Source organism: Aquimarina rhodophyticola, assembly GCF_042434915.1.
GTDB lineage: Bacteria > Bacteroidota > Bacteroidia > Flavobacteriales > Flavobacteriaceae > Aquimarina.
Genome location: NZ_CP170198.1, coordinates 1,194,568 through 1,209,448, shown reverse-complemented (window position 1 = coordinate 1,209,448; position 14,881 = coordinate 1,194,568). Strand labels below are relative to the sequence as shown.

The following is a 14,881-nucleotide window of genomic DNA, read 5'->3' as shown; positions in this document are numbered from 1 at the left end:
CTTTTTAATTGACTACGATTTACGCTTATTTTTGACAGGTAATTTTTCTAATTTAGGTAGAATCTCTGAATGTTGATCTAAATAATTCGCTAAAATTTTATCAACTAACTCTTCTTTGGTAAGATGATGAAAAACTGTGTGGATTTTTTCTTTGAACGTAGCAGAAACTTCACGATTAGGTTTTGTTTTGAATATCTTTTTCGCCCAAAGCAAGGTGTTATTCTCTGCCAGCTCTTCGGGTTTTGCTTTTTTATATGCTTGAAAAGAGATACCTAACTCATTCTCAAAATCTTGAATCGCCTCTACTTCTTCCTCTTGGATTACAGTCAAAGACAAACCTTTGGCACCTGCTCTTGCAGTACGACCACTTCGGTGTACATAAACCTCATAAACATCTGGCAAGTGATAGTTTACGACATATCCTATCTCTTTGACATCGATACCTCTAGCTGCCAAATCGGTAGCCACCAAAATTTGGATATGACCTTGTCTAAACTGATCCATAATACGATCACGAATAGGTTGTGATAAACTACCGTGTAGTGCACCTGACGAAAATTTATTAATCGCTAGATTTTTGGCTAGTTTATTAACTGCCGCTTTAGTTTTACAAAAAATTATACCTCTTTTGCCTCCTTGACTTGTTAAAAAGTGCATTAAAACATTAAGCTTTTCTATAGGTTCGACAACAACATATTGGTGCGTTATCCCTTGGTGACCTTTGGTCTCCATCTCAGATGCGACCTGTATAACATGCTTAGTCATATAATTTTGAATAAGCTGCTTGATCGCTCCTGGCATGGTTGCAGTAAATAATAAGGTTCTTCTTTTCTTAGGAAGCTCTTTAACTATTTCGTCTAAACTCTCTTTTAACGAGGTTACCATCTCATCGGCTTCATCTAATATCAAGTATGAAGCATCTTTAAGAACGATCGCTTTCCTATTAATTAAATCTACCAAACGTCCAGGCGTTGCAACCACAATGTGGGTAGGTTGCTTTAAACGTTCTATTTGAGGTTTTATCGGCGTACCCCCACAAATAGAAACGATTGATACCATGGGCATATGTTTGCCAAAGGTTTCTATATTAGAATAAATTTGTTGTCCCAATTCGCGTGTAGGTACAATAATAATAGCTTGTATCGTAGCTACATTGGGATCTATCAATTGTAAAATAGGTAAACCAAAGGCCAAGGTCTTACCAGTTCCTGTTTTGGCTAGTCCAACAAAATCTTCTGTTTTATTAAGTATAACAGGAATTGATTGTTTTTGAATGTCTGTCGGAATGGTAATTTGTTGATCACTTAACCCTTTCTGAAGCGACGAATTAATACCTAAGGCTGAAAATTGTTTTGTCATGACTGGAATTTAAACAAGTATATGTACTGTAGTGGATTGTTAGCGTAACGGATTGGCGTTACCGACTTATTTTAAGCTTCCTGAAGCGTCTTTTTTGACTTTCGGTACAAGTAAGAATTAAAAATATTTCGTTTAGCAAAACGGTTTAACTTATCAGAATTCACCATTTTGATATATAATGCTTTAGTAACACCAAAATATTCATAGGTGGTTCCATCAAGAAAAGTTATTTCCAAAACCATTCCTTTATGCTGGTAATCAGCAATACCAGCAACAGTGGTAGTTATCTTATAAGCTTCAAGATTCGCAGCTATAGTTTCTGGCGCAATACTAACCAAAAAATGATACCCATCAATAATTTGACGACTTTTCACCTCGGCAGCTTCTTTTTGAGGATCTCCGTCCAAAAATTTATCTGGATGCCATTCTTTAACCAGTGCTCGGTACGACTTTTTTAGTTCTTTTAAATCAATTTCATTCTCAACCGTAAATAATTTTTTGTACTCTTTTATTCGCTTCATAATCAGGTATTTTTAATGCAGGCGCGAAACTACACTTTTTTTATGGTAACCTACTTGTTTTTAGCAATGAAAGGTGAAATAATTTGAAATCATTTTAAAAAGAAGCTTCAACTAATAGTATTTTGAAATCAATACTGAATTAAGGATGCATCTAGGCTTTTGTAAAATTAAATCTAATTTTACAAAACGAGAGTTGCTATTATCATATTTTTTTATACTTTCGCGCCTTAATTATCAAGAATCTCAAAAGGAGATAGCAACCTGCAATAACGAGCAAGGTGCTACTATCGATAAGCCAATTTGATTGGAAAAAATGTTAATAGCATCTTCTCTCTTTGTGTTTTTCCTTCTTTTATTTTCTTTAAAACTAATTTAATGATACAACCTGTTCACAACGTTGGTAGTTTTAAAGCATTGCTACCCTTATTTATTTTTGTTTTCACTTTTTTGGGCGTAGGCATCTATCAAAATGATTTTTATGCATTGCCCTCGCCTATTGCAGTATTTATAGGATTACTAGCTGCATTTTTACTTTTTAAACAACAAACTTCGCTTAAAATAGCTACATTTTTGAAAGGATGTGGGGATGATAAAATTATGACAATGTGCATTATATATTTGCTTGCTGGCGCTTTTGCAACGGTTACCAAGGCCACGGGTAGTGTAGATGACATTGTTAATTTAGGTCTTACCTATATTGCTATTGAATATATTTACTTGGGTATATTTATAATTGCATCCTTTCTTTCTATTTCTACCGGTACCTCTGTTGGTGCTATTGTTGCTCTGGCTCCAATTGTTGTAAGTATAGCAGACAAAAGTGGGGTTTCTTTATCCATTTTGTGTGGTTCTTTACTAGGCGGAGCTATGTTTGGAGATAATTTATCTATAATTTCGGATACGACTATTGCTGCTACTCAATCTCTTGGGTGTAAAATGAGTGATAAATTTAAACAAAATATTAAAATAGCATTACCTGCTGCTATCATAACTGTAGCGATACTATTTTTTCAAGGGTTATCCATAACCAATACGACCGTGATTGCTGGTGAATCCTATTCCATGTTAAAAATAACTCCTTATTTATTAGTTATAATACTTTCAATAATAGGTGTTAATGTATTTATTGTGTTATTTTTTGGTATACTTTTTACAGGAGTGATAGGCTTACTACATCAAGATTTTAGTATTCTTGAATTTACTAAGATTAGTTACCAAGGATTCACTAGTATGACCGAAATATTTTTGTTATCTATGTTAACAGGTGGACTTGCAGCATTGGTAACGTTAAATGGAGGAATTAATTATATACTTAGAAAGGTAGCAAACTTTATAACTACTAAGAGATCTGCCCAATTTGGAATTGCGGCACTGGTCGGAACCGTAAATGCAGCCATAGCCAATAATACCGTATCAATTATCATCACAGGACCTATTGCCAAAACAATTAATGATGAGTTTAAATTGGATCCTAGACAAAGTGCATCAATACTAGATATTTTTGCTTGTATTATTCAGGGTATTTTGCCCTATGGAGCACAAGTGCTAATGATTTTAAGTTTTGCTGATGGAGCCATCCATTATGTTGATCTGTTACTAAATACTTGGTACCTCCTACTATTATTTGTTTTGACTATTAGTTGGATTTATTTTGTAAAAACCTCAAGGAGATAAGATTAAAAAAATAAACATTCGACTGCTTAGCAATCGAATGTTTATTATGAAATTTTTTAACGCTTTGAATTACAGCCTATGAGTTTATTGACATTATTGCTTTTGTGTTAGTAAACTCTTTGATTCCGAAACCTCCATGCTCGCGACCAAATCCAGAATCTTTAACACCGCCAAAAGGCATATTTGGCTGTGCCAAGCCGAAAGAATTGATAAAAACCATGCCCGTATCAAAATGATTTTTAGCTAAATCGATTGCTTTTTTTTCATCTTTAGAAAATATGCCACCACCAAGACCAAAACGGCTATCGTTTGCAATTCTCATAGCATCTTCGTTATCTTTGGCGTGTATTAAGGAGGCTACTGGTCCAAATAATTCGTCGTCATATGCCGGCTGCCCTGGTTTAACATTGCCCAATACAGTAGCAGGATAATAGTATCCTTTACCACTTTGCAATTGGCCTCCTGTTAGTATTTCGGCACCCTTATCAACACTTTCTTGTACTTGATCATGTAGTTTTTCAAGTAAATCCTTTCTCGCCATAGGTCCTAAGTCTGAATCCTCAAGAGTAGGATCGCCCGCTTTTACAGCTTTCATCTTTTCGACAAATGATGTTTTAAAAGCATCATACACTTTATCCACTACGATAAATCGCTTTGCCGCTACGCAAGTTTCACCATTGTTATAAATTCGACCCTTAACACAAGTCTTTACTGCATGTTCTATATCAGCATCGTCTAGTACGATGTAAGCGTCATTACTTCCTAACTCTAAAACTGTTTTCTTAAGAGCCTTACCAGCTTTTTCTCCTATGATCTCACCAGCCCCCGCACTACCAGTTAAGGTTACTCCGCGCACTAATTTGTGCTCAATTACCTTATTCGATTGATCGTGATCAATAATTAAAACGGTAAATAAATTTTTTGGAAGCCCTGCCTCCTCGTAAATCTTTTGAAGCAGTAACGCTGATCCTGTTACGTTAGCAGCATGTTTCAAAATTACACCATTGCCAGCCATTAAATTAGCGATCGTATAGCGAACTGCTTGATATGCGGGAAAATTCCAAGGTTGAATTCCGTAAATAACACCTATTGGAGAATGTGTTATGATACCTTTTCCACCATTTGGCAATGTTCTTGTTTCATCTTGAAGTTCTTTTGCTCCTTGCGTAGCAGTATAATCACATATTGAAGAACATAGATCTATTTCTTGCCCACCTTGCTTTACTAACTTACCCATTTCCTCGGTCATAAGTTGTGCAAATTGAGAACGATACTTTTGTAGTACCTCTCCTATTCTTTTAATAATAACTCCTCTATCCTCTAGTGATACATGTCGCCATTTCAAAAATGCTTCGTGACATTTATGAATGGCATTGTTCATATCATCATCTGACATATATGAATAGTGTTTAATTTCTTGTTCATTGGCAGGATTGATAGTTTCAAATCCTTTAGTTAATGTTTCTGTTTCCATACTCTTTTTCATTTTTGATCCTTAGATATAAGGACATTAGTGCAATTTATTTTCGTATTATATACAGTACCTTAGAACAGTACTTAATAATAAACACTCTAAATTAATAATTAGTTATTCATTAAAAGAGTTATTAAGAAAGCTTATCCTTTCTTTAACTATGCATTATAAATTGTTCAATCTACCGGCCTATATATGTGAAAATTCACATGATATTTTACGAATCATTAGCATTCAAACCAACAAAAAACACCTTTTAAAAAAAAGATGTTTAAGTACATAATATTATCCTTAGTAAGTTAATTTAATATATAAAGTATATCTTAATATACTTTATATATTTATTGATTTCATATCGATTACAAATCGATACTTTACGTCTGAATTCTTAACACGATCATACGCTTCATTGATTGTATCTATAGTAATAATTTCTACATCACTGGTAATTGAGTGTTCGCCGCAAAAATCAAGCATTTCTTGTGTTTCTTTTATACCGCCTATAAGAGATCCAGCAACTCTTTTACGTCCCATAACCAAATTACCACTATGCATTGGCTCCAAAGGTTCGATTGCTCCTACCATGACCATAGTTGCATCTCGTTTGAGTAGCTGTAAATACGGATTTATATCATGTTTTACTGGTACCGTATTTAATAAAAAGTCAAAAGAGTTAGTATGTTTATTCATTTCATCCTCATTTTTTGAAATAAGAACTTCATTTGCACCCAATCTTTTGGCATCTTTTTCTTTTCCTGGTGATGTTGTTATCATCACAACTTTTGCACCCATAGCGTGTGCAAATTTAATCCCCATATGACCTAAGCCTCCTAGTCCTATAACCCCCACTTTATCACCCTTCTTTACGTTCCAATGATTGAGAGGAGAAAAAGTTGTAATCCCAGCACATAGAAGTGGAGCTACTGCTTTTTCATCTAAATTTTCAGGAATGCGTAATACAAAATGTTGATCTACTACAATCATCTCAGAATAACCACCAAAAGTATGACCCCCTAGATGTTTATCTTTGCCATTATAGGTGCCAATCATACCTTTTTCACAAAATTGCTCTAGATCTTCATTACAAGCGCTACAATCTTGACATGAGTCTACCATACACCCTACTCCTACCAAATCATCGACTTTAAAATTTTTGACATCAGAACCTACCTCTACAACTCTTCCTATAATTTCATGACCAGGAACTACAGGATACTTTGCGTTACCCCAATCATTCTGTACAGTATGTATATCACTATGACAAACACCACAATACGTGATTTTTATTTTTACATCATTATTTTTAGTATCTCTTCGCTCAATAGTCATTGATTTGAGATCACTATCCTTGGATTCTGCTCCATACGCCTTAATTGTACTCATAATTATTTTTTTATTCAAAATAGCCGAATTCTGCCGTGAATAAAGAAGAAATTCACACTTTAGTTTAAGTTTAACACACTTACTAACGTACGTTAAGAATATAAGAATAAAGCAACAACTGGATAGCAATGCTCTAAAGAATATGGAGTAAAAAAAATCATCATAGACAATATATATTTATATCAACTATGATGATTTTAATTTTTTATTTTAAATCTTAGAATAGGTTTAAATGCAGCATTGATTGTTTTGCACGGTTCCATAGCATACTCCCCCATTATTATCTGGAACAGCACAAGCATTACTAGAGCTATCGGCAAAATAAAGACTATAGCAATCAGATACACAGTTATTAAATTGTCTACCCCCTCCTATTAACATGGCTTGACTGGTTTTGTCTATTTTTTTTAATCCTTTAATACGTTTTAGAGAATTTTTCATAATATTTTGGTTTTAAGAATTTTACATAACTAAAGTACAAAAAAAATATTAAAAAAAATGTTTCAACATTTCTTTTCTACTAAGGATTTTAGCTAATGACTACATATTGAAATCAAAGTGCATAATGTTACTCCATAAAATGTATAGTAAATAATAGTAAAAAATAAAAAAGCGAAAGTTTATCGAAAACTTTCGCTTTAACTATTAAATGTATATACTTTATTTTTCTGCCAAAAGTACAAACTCGTTATTTGCTAACGGTGTAACACTATAGCTATCGACATTATCTAAATGTTTCAGATAATTCTCTGCTTCCAAAAAAGCTTTTTCCATAGCACTTAGCTTAGTCTTTCCTTTCACCGAAATACTTTTCACAAGTTTATCCCCATTGGTATAAGTTATTGTAATCTTCCAACGCTTTATAGTGTGAAAGTTTTTTGATCTCTTGTTACTAGTTTTAGTTTCTCTTTCCCCGGTTTTTTTATCATTCTCATTGTTAGTGAGGCTAAAAGAATTAGCAAAATTATTTGCCGAAAAAATAATAACAAAGGTTATCGATAGTAGGAATTTCATTGCTCAAGGATTTATGATTTGTTCAAAACGAATATACAAGTAAATTTTTATTATTCAAATATTTTTTTAATAAAAATTTATTTGAATGTTTTGTTTTATTATGTAGTTTTGTCTTATGGTTAATAAAAAATTAAAGAGGCTTTTAAAAAAAAGTAAAGGCACTAAAACGGTATATGGCATATCCAAAACTTTGGGAGTTAGTCCACAAGCGGGTGATTATGTGGTTAAACAGAAGGATTTAGCCAAAGATTTTGCACGTATTAAAAAGATTGCTGATTATATGGGGGTCGACATTCGCGACATCATCGATTAAATATTTTCTTAATAATCGTTAATCTTTAGTTTAGATCTCGTTAACGCCTGCCAAGGGTTCATAAAAGAAAATTATCTTTAATAAAAACGATAATTTTTATGAAAAAAGACACAAAAACAACGAAAAACCTACCTTACAATCCTGAAATCACCAAACATGATATGGATATTTTGGAACAAAAGGATGCAGGAATCCGTAAAGATGGAGGCGATGACATAAATTTACTGCACCGTAAGGATGCTGTCGATTTTACTGGAGAAGATTTAGATATCCCAGGAAGGAACGAGGCAAAAAAAGGGAATGGTCCTTTGGGACTCAATGATGAAGAAAATAAATTACACAGTCAAGGCGCAGATCGCAAAACAAATTTAGAAAGAAACGAATCGTAAACTTAAAATATATAGACTAATTAAAAAGGAAGGTTAACTCATTTTCCTTTTTTACTATTAGAGTACTCAATTAGTATGTTTTAAAAACATTTGTTAATCATCCATTTTAACGGTTAAATATAATTTACTTACCTTACCTCTTTATTGTTACTATTGTTATATGACATACAAGATTGTGTTAGGGTGTTTAATGTTATTTTTAGGTTCTTCTTCAATACAACCAGAATCTTATTTAGGTGATTGGAAAATTGAAGGTGGCTCTATTATCCACATTTACCAAAAGGGAGAAGTGTTTCATGGTAAAATTGTTAAACGGGCAGAACATCCGATCTCAAATCATAACGGTCTCGATAATAAGAATCCAGATAGCAATTTAAGAAATAGAGAACTCGTGGGAATTGACATCTTAGAAAATTTAAAATTTAACGATGGCGTTCTTTCTGATGGTACTATTTATAACGCAGATAGCGGCTACAGTTATACGGTTAAATTATGGATCGATCAAGATAACATGAATCTATGCTATATTAGAGCGTACAAAGGTTTTTTATTTAAGACTTTTGAAGCATCACGTGTAACTACTACTCAATTATATTCAACAAAATAATACAACCTTAGCATATCTCTACATTAACTACCCTATGAAATTTAAATTATTTTTAAGAGGTTTTGGCCTTCTTGCGGTTATTTTGACCATTTTTCCATTTATTGCTGTTGACTTTTGGTGGGTTCGCTCCTTTGACTTTCCACATATACAATTAACTTTTTTGACACTACTTGCTACGCTTTCCTATCTATTAATTTTTAATACCAAAAAAATTACAGATTATATTTTTATGAGTATCTTATGTATCTGTTTCATTTTTCAAGCCTCTAAAATATACCCCTATACTAACTTTGCTCCTTTTGAGGTATTAACTACTACAAATGACGCCAAACTACTAAGTATTTATGCAGCTAATGTGCTTCAAGACAACAAGGAAACAACAAAGGTAATAGATAATATCGAGCAATTCAACGCCGATCTGGTACTATTGACTGAAACCAATAGTACATGGAAAAAACAACTTAGCACGAAACTTACAATTACATATCCCTATAAAATCGAAATACCTTTGGAAAACACTTATGGTATGATTATGTACTCAAAATTTGAGTTAGTCGAATCTACAATACAATATCTGATCGAAGATACTATACCGTCAATTCATACCAAAATTATACTGCCTTCCAAAGACACAATTCAGGTTTATGCTATTCATCCAGCACCTCCCGTACCACAACATAACCCATCATCTGTTGACCGTGATGCAGAGATGATGAAAACCGCAAAACTTGCACGCAATTCTAAATATCCAGTAATTGTTCTTGGGGATTTTAATGATGTAGCATGGTCTGAAACGACCACTTTGTTTCAACGTGTAAGTGGATTACTAGACATGAGAAAAGGTCGTGGACTTTTTAACACCTATAACGCTAACAGTTATCTATTGAGATGGCCACTCGATCATATATTTACAGGTGCGGCTTTTAGGGTTAAAAAAGTTGTTATAGGTGATCACGTAGGATCTGATCATTTTCCGCTTTTTACAACCCTTAGTCTCGAATCAGCTTCATCATATGCGCAGGCATTACCACCAGCTACCCAGAGTGAATTAGAGCGCGCATTTACCGAAATTCTCAAAGAGAAACAGCAAGAAAATTAAACTTACCAACTCTTTACTTAAACAAGCCAATGTCAAAATCCTGTTAAAAGTGAATGAACGTTCATTTATGGTTGTATTTTTGTTTTAAATTTAAAACATTTGACAGCACATATTGTAAACATGACTCGTAGAAAAAAAGATCCCGGAAAACGAGAAGCTTTATTAACAGCAACTTTGTCACTCATCAACGACAACGGTTTCCATGCTGCACCAATGTCAAAAATTGCTAAATTAGCACAGGTTTCACCAGCGACAATTTATATTTATTTTGAAAACAAACAGGATTTAGTTAATCAGCTTTACCTAACCATCAAAGAGAAATTAAGCTTGTATGCTTTTAAAGAATATAGCCCAACTGAACCGGTTAAAAGTTGTTTTAAAAAAATTTGGTTTAATATCGCCAGATATCGTATGCAATTTCCGCAAGAATCAGCTTTCTTAACTCAATGTGACAGCTCTCCTATGGTTGAAAACCCTACACGAGAAGAAGCATTAAAACATTTAAAAATTTTATTAGATGTATGGGATCGTGGTAAGACTGAGGGGCACATCAAAAATATTGATCCCTACCTCCTATACGCCTTTACATTATACCCTATGTCATTTTTAATAACCTCTCAACAAAGAAATCTCTATACCATAACTGACGGAGCACTTCAAGATGCATTTAATATCGCATGGGATAGTATTAAAACAGAAATAAAATAAACAATAACTATGAAAAATTTTGAATTTAAAAATCCAACTAAAATCTTATTTGGCAAGAATCAAATAAGCAAATTAAAGGATGAACTTCCTAAAGATGCTAAAATACTTCTACTCTATGGTGGAGGAAGCATCAAAAAAAACGGAATTTATGAGCAGGTTAAAAATGCTTTGAGTTCACATACGGTAATGGAGTTTGGTGGAATTCCCCCTAACCCCGAGTACAAGGTGCTATTGGATGCCTTAGATGTCATCAAAAAGAATGAGATTACCTTTTTATTAGCCGTGGGCGGGGGATCTGTTATTGATGGCACAAAATTTTTGTCAGGAGCGGCGTATTATGAAGGTCAAGAACCTTGGGAGCTTCTCACTAATAAAAAACCAATCACAGAAGGATTACCTTTTGGAACCGTTTTAACATTACCAGCTACAGGTTCTGAAATGAACTCTGGATCTGTTATTACTCGCGAGGAAACTCAAGAAAAACTTGGTATGGGAGGCCCTGGTCTTTTTCCTGTATTTTCTATTCTTGATCCACAAGTTGTACAGTCAATTCCAGAACGACAGATTGCAAATGGATTAGCAGATGCCTTTACACATGTATTAGAACAGTATGTTACGTATCCTGTAGATGCTCAATTACAAGATCGATTTGCCGAGAGCATCTTACAAACTCTCATAGCAATCGCTCCAAAAATTCTAAAAGATCCATCTGATTATACAGCCGCAGCTAATTTTATGTGGAGTTGTACGATGGCGTTGAACGGATTGATTCAAAAAGGAGTACCTACAGATTGGGCAGTTCATGCAATGGGACATGAGTTGACCGCTTTATATGGTATAGACCACGCCAGAACATTAGCGATAATTTCTTCGAGTCATTACACGTATAATTTTGAAAGTAAAAAAGAAAAATTAGCACAATATGCTACTCGTGTTTGGAATGTAACCGAGGGGTCTATCGATGAAAAAGCAAAAATTGCAATCCAAAAAACAGAAGAATTTTTCCATTCTCTTGGAATAAAGACAAAACTATCAGCCTATACTGAAGATTATAAAAATACTGCAAAAACAATTGCTAACCGTTTTACAGATCGAGGCTGGACTGGTATTGGGGAGCATGGTAAACTTGCACCTTCAGATGTCGAGAAAATCGTAGAAATGTCCTATTGAAATAATATAGAAATAATCAAAAAAAAGCAGCTATTTTACAAAAATAGCTGCTTTTTACATTGTATACTATTGTGTATATCATTAAACCTTTACATTAATTAAAGATCATAATCAATTACAAATCAGATATATTAGGTTTATTTAGTGTCATTTGGAATTTATCAAGATAAACGCCTATGTGATATCCATCCATTAACCCATGATGAACATATACAGCTACAGGCAATATAGTTTTGGTGCCTTCTTTTCTATATTTTCCGAATGAAATTTTGGGTATACTATCCTTATGTGAGTAGTTTCTAGCATGTGTTAAACCAGAAATATTATACCAAGGAATAGATGAATAATGAATTGTATCCAATCGTTTGGCATCTTCATTAAATCGTAAACCCTTACTGTTTTTTACCTCTTCGATTTCATGATTTGCTTTACGTTCAAATTTTTTAAAGTCTGCACAGAATTCAATAAAGGAAAATCCGAAGGTGTGATCATCTCTTCCGATGGTTGAAGAGGCATGAATTTGATTATATTCATACAACTTACCATTATCTATACGATATCTAAATGCTTCGGTATCATTAACGGCTTTTAAAGAACAAAATAGATAGTACAAAAACTGTGAGGTATCCATTTCTTTAGCAATCTTATACCCTATAGTATAATCTACTTCGGTAACTATTCCAAAAAAAGGCTCGTCAAATGAGGAAAAGAATTCATAGTGTTCCTTTCGATTCCAATGCTCAATATCTAAGAGGTTTCTATTCATAAAAAGTCAAAAAGTTCGATAGCTTTGGTTAAACTTCTAAAATTGGGATGCTCAACATCGGTATCTACCATTTCATGTATCCAAGTAGTATGAAATGGTATATGGATCGCGTGAGCACCTATATTTAACACAGGTATTATATCTGATTTTAACGAATTACCAATCATCAAAAATTCTGAAGGAGCAATATCTAGATGCTTAACTAATTTGTGATAGTGTTTTTCTGTTTTATCTGAAACGACCTCAATATGATGAAAATAGGATTCTAAGCCCGATTTTATAAGTTTTCTCTCTTGATCTAACAAATCACCCTTGGTAGCCATTACTAGTTTATAGTCGCCATGTAAACGCTTTAAAGTATCTTCGATACCGTCAATTAATTCTACCGGTTCTGCTAGCATTTCTTTTCCTTTAGCAATAAGTCCTTGTATAAGGGCAATAGAAGTTTTTGTTCCCCCTATCTCTATAGCTGCTTCTATAAGTGATAGTGTAAATGGTTTAATACCATAGCCATACAATGGTAAATTTTTCATTTCTACCTCATATAATAGTTTATTTGCTTCTTCTTTGGTTAAATAGGTTTGCAAAAGGTTACAAAACTCATCTTCTGCTTTTCTAAACAGGGGCTCATTAATCCATAGGGTGTCATCTGCATCAAATGCAATAACTTTGATTGTTTCAAACGACATACTACCGTACTAGTTTTTTGTATTTGATTCGTTTTGGCATAAGATCTCCACCCAAACGTTTTTTCTTATTCTCCTCATAATCAGAAAAACTACCTTCAAAGAAATACACTTGTGAATCCCCTTCAAATGCCAAAATATGGGTACAGATTCGATCCAAAAACCATCGATCATGCGAGATAACTACCGCACAACCCGCAAAATTTTCAAGCCCTTCTTCTAAGGCTCTTAATGTATTTACATCTAGATCGTTGGTCGGTTCATCCAGAAGCAAAACGTTGCCTTCTTCCTTTAGGGTCATTGCTAAATGCAAACGGTTGCGTTCACCACCAGATAAGGTTGATACTTTTTTGTTTTGTTCGCTTCCGCTGAAATTAAACCTACTTAAATATGCTCGAGAGTTTACTTGACGTCCTCCCATCATAATGAGTTCCTGCTCATCACTAAAATTTTGCCAAATGGTTTTATCTGCTTCAATGTTAGAATGACTTTGGTCAACATATGCAATTTTGGCTGTCTCTCCAACGTTGAATTCACCTTTATCGGGTTGTTCCTCACCCATGATCATCTTAAAAATAGTTGTTTTACCAGCTCCATTAGGACCAATAACACCTACAATTCCTGCTTGTGGTAAATTAAAATTAAGATCTTCATACAGTAGCTTATCTCCAAAAGCTTTACTTACCCCTTTGGCCTCAATTACGTTAGTTCCTAATCTTGGACCGTTAGGGATATAAATTTCTAACTTTTCGTCAACTTGTTTTTGATCTTGACTTAGTAATTTATCATAATTGCTTAAACGAGCTTTTTGTTTGGCTTGGCGCCCTTTTGGTGCCATTCTCGCCCACTCCAACTCTCGTTCTAAGGTTTTTTGTCTTTTGCTTGCTTGTTTTTGCTCTTGTGCAAGGCGCTTTGACTTTTGATCCAACCATGAAGAATAATTACCCTTCCATGGGATACCTTCACCTCTATCCAGTTCAAGAATCCATCCCGCAACGTTATCTAAAAAATAACGATCATGTGTTACGGCAATTACAGTTCCTTTGTACTGTTGTAAATGATGTTCTAACCAATGTACTGATTCTGCATCCAAATGGTTTGTTGGCTCATCTAGTAAAAGAATCTCTGGCTCTTGTAAAAGTAATCTACAAAGGGCTACACGACGTTTTTCTCCTCCAGATAAGACACCTATTTTTTTATCTGGTTCTGGAGTACGCAGGGCATCCATTGCAATTTCAAGCTTAGTATCAAGCTCCCAAGCATTACTTGCATCAATTTGATCCTGTAGCTTAGCTTGTTTATCCATAAGCTCTTGCATCTTATCCGCATCTTCATATACCTCTGGTAAGCCAAACATATCATTAATCTTATTGTACTCATCTAAAATAGCAACCGTTTCTGCAGCGCCCTCTTTAACGATTTCTAGCACTGTTTTTTCTGGATCTAATTGAGGTTCCTGCTCTAAGTAACCCACAGCATATCCTGGTGAAAAAACTACATCTCCTTGAAAATTCTTATCAATTCCTGCAATTATTTTCAATAATGTAGATTTACCTGAGCCATTAAGTCCCAGAATACCAATTTTTGCTCCGTAGAAAAAACTTAAATGAATATTCTTAAGCACTGGAGTATTTGCACTTTTGTACGTTTTGGTAACTCCAGACATAGAAAAGATAACTTTCTTATCGTCTGACATTGATGTGTGTTTATTATTAATT

Annotated in this window: 16 protein-coding genes and 1 riboswitch; of the genes, 7 read left to right on the top strand and 9 right to left on the bottom strand. The window is 34.0% G+C overall.

Going from position 1 to position 14,881, the window contains the following annotated elements:
* Nucleotides 1–12 precede the first annotated feature (12 nt).
* Together ACE939_RS05380 and ACE939_RS05375 are read right to left on the bottom strand one after the other, a co-directional pair.
* Complete coding sequence (locus tag ACE939_RS05380) at nucleotides 13–1,359, bottom strand: DEAD/DEAH box helicase (RefSeq protein WP_378187801.1); 1,347 nt, start codon at nucleotides 1,357–1,359, stop codon at nucleotides 13–15.
* Between the two features lie 71 nt (nucleotides 1,360–1,430).
* On the bottom strand, nucleotides 1,431–1,880 hold the full coding sequence (locus tag ACE939_RS05375) for a KTSC domain-containing protein (RefSeq protein WP_378187800.1): 450 nt from the start codon (nucleotides 1,878–1,880) through the stop codon (nucleotides 1,431–1,433).
* Between the two features lie 226 nt (nucleotides 1,881–2,106).
* Nucleotides 2,107–2,204: riboswitch (SAM-I-IV-variant riboswitch) on the top strand.
* Between the two features lie 51 nt (nucleotides 2,205–2,255).
* On the opposite strand from ACE939_RS05375, the gene ACE939_RS05370 reads away from it, so the two are divergent.
* A complete protein-coding gene (locus ACE939_RS05370) occupies nucleotides 2,256–3,554 on the top strand; it encodes a Na+/H+ antiporter NhaC family protein (protein ID WP_378187799.1) in 1,299 nt (432 codons plus the stop codon).
* Nucleotides 3,555–3,630: 76 nt separating this feature from the next.
* On the opposite strand, the gene ACE939_RS05365 is transcribed toward ACE939_RS05370, so the two are convergent.
* The 4 genes from ACE939_RS05365 to ACE939_RS05350 all read right to left on the bottom strand — a co-directional run bounded on the left by ACE939_RS05365 (nucleotide 3,631) and on the right by ACE939_RS05350 (nucleotide 7,425).
* A complete protein-coding gene (locus ACE939_RS05365; RefSeq protein WP_378187798.1) occupies nucleotides 3,631–5,028 on the bottom strand; it encodes an NAD-dependent succinate-semialdehyde dehydrogenase in 1,398 nt (465 codons plus the stop codon).
* Nucleotides 5,029–5,361: 333 nt separating this feature from the next.
* Nucleotides 5,362–6,411, bottom strand: coding sequence for an NAD(P)-dependent alcohol dehydrogenase (locus tag ACE939_RS05360; RefSeq protein WP_378187797.1), 1,050 nt, complete (start codon nucleotides 6,409–6,411; stop codon nucleotides 5,362–5,364).
* 228 nt (nucleotides 6,412–6,639) lie between these two features.
* On the bottom strand, nucleotides 6,640–6,852 hold the full coding sequence (locus ACE939_RS05355; protein ID WP_378187796.1) for a hypothetical protein: 213 nt from the start codon (nucleotides 6,850–6,852) through the stop codon (nucleotides 6,640–6,642).
* A 219-nt stretch (nucleotides 6,853–7,071) separates the two neighbouring features.
* Entirely contained in the window at nucleotides 7,072–7,425 is a 354-nt protein-coding gene (locus ACE939_RS05350; RefSeq protein ID WP_378187795.1) for a hypothetical protein, read from the bottom strand.
* 115 nt (nucleotides 7,426–7,540) lie between these two features.
* On the opposite strand from ACE939_RS05350, the gene ACE939_RS05345 reads away from it, so the two are divergent.
* The 6 genes from ACE939_RS05345 to ACE939_RS05320 all read left to right on the top strand — a co-directional run bounded on the left by ACE939_RS05345 (nucleotide 7,541) and on the right by ACE939_RS05320 (nucleotide 11,711).
* Complete coding sequence (locus ACE939_RS05345) at nucleotides 7,541–7,738, top strand: hypothetical protein (protein ID WP_378187794.1); 198 nt, start codon at nucleotides 7,541–7,543, stop codon at nucleotides 7,736–7,738.
* A gap of 98 nt (nucleotides 7,739–7,836) precedes the next feature.
* Nucleotides 7,837–8,127 (top strand): hypothetical protein, encoded by a 291-nt coding sequence (locus ACE939_RS05340; RefSeq protein WP_378187793.1) that lies wholly within the window; start codon nucleotides 7,837–7,839, stop codon nucleotides 8,125–8,127.
* Nucleotides 8,128–8,287: 160 nt separating this feature from the next.
* On the top strand, nucleotides 8,288–8,734 hold the full coding sequence (locus tag ACE939_RS05335) for a DUF2147 domain-containing protein (protein ID WP_378187791.1): 447 nt from the start codon (nucleotides 8,288–8,290) through the stop codon (nucleotides 8,732–8,734).
* A gap of 34 nt (nucleotides 8,735–8,768) precedes the next feature.
* A complete protein-coding gene (locus tag ACE939_RS05330; protein WP_378187790.1) occupies nucleotides 8,769–9,833 on the top strand; it encodes an endonuclease/exonuclease/phosphatase family protein in 1,065 nt (354 codons plus the stop codon).
* A 99-nt stretch (nucleotides 9,834–9,932) separates the two neighbouring features.
* The gene (locus tag ACE939_RS05325; protein ID WP_378187789.1) at nucleotides 9,933–10,541 is read left to right on the top strand and encodes a TetR/AcrR family transcriptional regulator; all 609 of its coding nucleotides are present in this window, start codon (nucleotides 9,933–9,935) and stop codon (nucleotides 10,539–10,541) included.
* Nucleotides 10,542–10,550: 9 nt separating this feature from the next.
* Nucleotides 10,551–11,711, top strand: coding sequence for an iron-containing alcohol dehydrogenase (locus tag ACE939_RS05320; RefSeq protein ID WP_378187788.1), 1,161 nt, complete (start codon nucleotides 10,551–10,553; stop codon nucleotides 11,709–11,711).
* A 115-nt stretch (nucleotides 11,712–11,826) separates the two neighbouring features.
* On the opposite strand, the gene ACE939_RS05315 is transcribed toward ACE939_RS05320, so the two are convergent.
* From ACE939_RS05315 to ettA, 3 genes are read right to left on the bottom strand one after another with little or no spacing between them, the layout of a single operon-like run.
* Nucleotides 11,827–12,477, bottom strand: coding sequence for a CatA-like O-acetyltransferase (locus tag ACE939_RS05315; RefSeq protein ID WP_378187787.1), 651 nt, complete (start codon nucleotides 12,475–12,477; stop codon nucleotides 11,827–11,829).
* Entirely contained in the window at nucleotides 12,474–13,166 is a 693-nt protein-coding gene (locus ACE939_RS05310; protein ID WP_378187785.1) for an HAD family hydrolase, read from the bottom strand. Before ACE939_RS05310 ends, ACE939_RS05315 begins: the two co-directional genes overlap by 4 nt.
* A 1-nt stretch (nucleotide 13,167) precedes the next feature.
* Entirely contained in the window at nucleotides 13,168–14,859 is a 1,692-nt protein-coding gene (gene ettA / locus ACE939_RS05305; RefSeq protein ID WP_378187783.1) for an energy-dependent translational throttle protein EttA, read from the bottom strand.
* Nucleotides 14,860–14,881 lie beyond the last annotated feature (22 nt).

Coding starts and splice junctions, on each gene's coding strand:
- ACE939_RS05380 (WP_378187801.1), bottom strand. CDS start 1,359: ATGACAAAACAATTTTCAGCCTTAGGTATTAATTCGTCGCTTCAGAAA.
- ACE939_RS05375 (WP_378187800.1), bottom strand. CDS start 1,880: ATGAAGCGAATAAAAGAGTACAAAAAATTATTTACGGTTGAGAATGAA.
- ACE939_RS05370 (WP_378187799.1), top strand. CDS start 2,256: ATGATACAACCTGTTCACAACGTTGGTAGTTTTAAAGCATTGCTACCC.
- ACE939_RS05365 (WP_378187798.1), bottom strand. CDS start 5,028: ATGGAAACAGAAACATTAACTAAAGGATTTGAAACTATCAATCCTGCC.
- ACE939_RS05360 (WP_378187797.1), bottom strand. CDS start 6,411: ATGAGTACAATTAAGGCGTATGGAGCAGAATCCAAGGATAGTGATCTC.
- ACE939_RS05355 (WP_378187796.1), bottom strand. CDS start 6,852: ATGAAAAATTCTCTAAAACGTATTAAAGGATTAAAAAAAATAGACAAA.
- ACE939_RS05350 (WP_378187795.1), bottom strand. CDS start 7,425: ATGAAATTCCTACTATCGATAACCTTTGTTATTATTTTTTCGGCAAAT.
- ACE939_RS05345 (WP_378187794.1), top strand. CDS start 7,541: ATGGTTAATAAAAAATTAAAGAGGCTTTTAAAAAAAAGTAAAGGCACT.
- ACE939_RS05340 (WP_378187793.1), top strand. CDS start 7,837: ATGAAAAAAGACACAAAAACAACGAAAAACCTACCTTACAATCCTGAA.
- ACE939_RS05335 (WP_378187791.1), top strand. CDS start 8,288: ATGACATACAAGATTGTGTTAGGGTGTTTAATGTTATTTTTAGGTTCT.
- ACE939_RS05330 (WP_378187790.1), top strand. CDS start 8,769: ATGAAATTTAAATTATTTTTAAGAGGTTTTGGCCTTCTTGCGGTTATT.
- ACE939_RS05320 (WP_378187788.1), top strand. CDS start 10,551: ATGAAAAATTTTGAATTTAAAAATCCAACTAAAATCTTATTTGGCAAG.
- ACE939_RS05315 (WP_378187787.1), bottom strand. CDS start 12,477: ATGAATAGAAACCTCTTAGATATTGAGCATTGGAATCGAAAGGAACAC.
- ACE939_RS05310 (WP_378187785.1), bottom strand. CDS start 13,166: ATGTCGTTTGAAACAATCAAAGTTATTGCATTTGATGCAGATGACACC.
- ettA (WP_378187783.1), bottom strand. CDS start 14,859: ATGTCAGACGATAAGAAAGTTATCTTTTCTATGTCTGGAGTTACCAAA.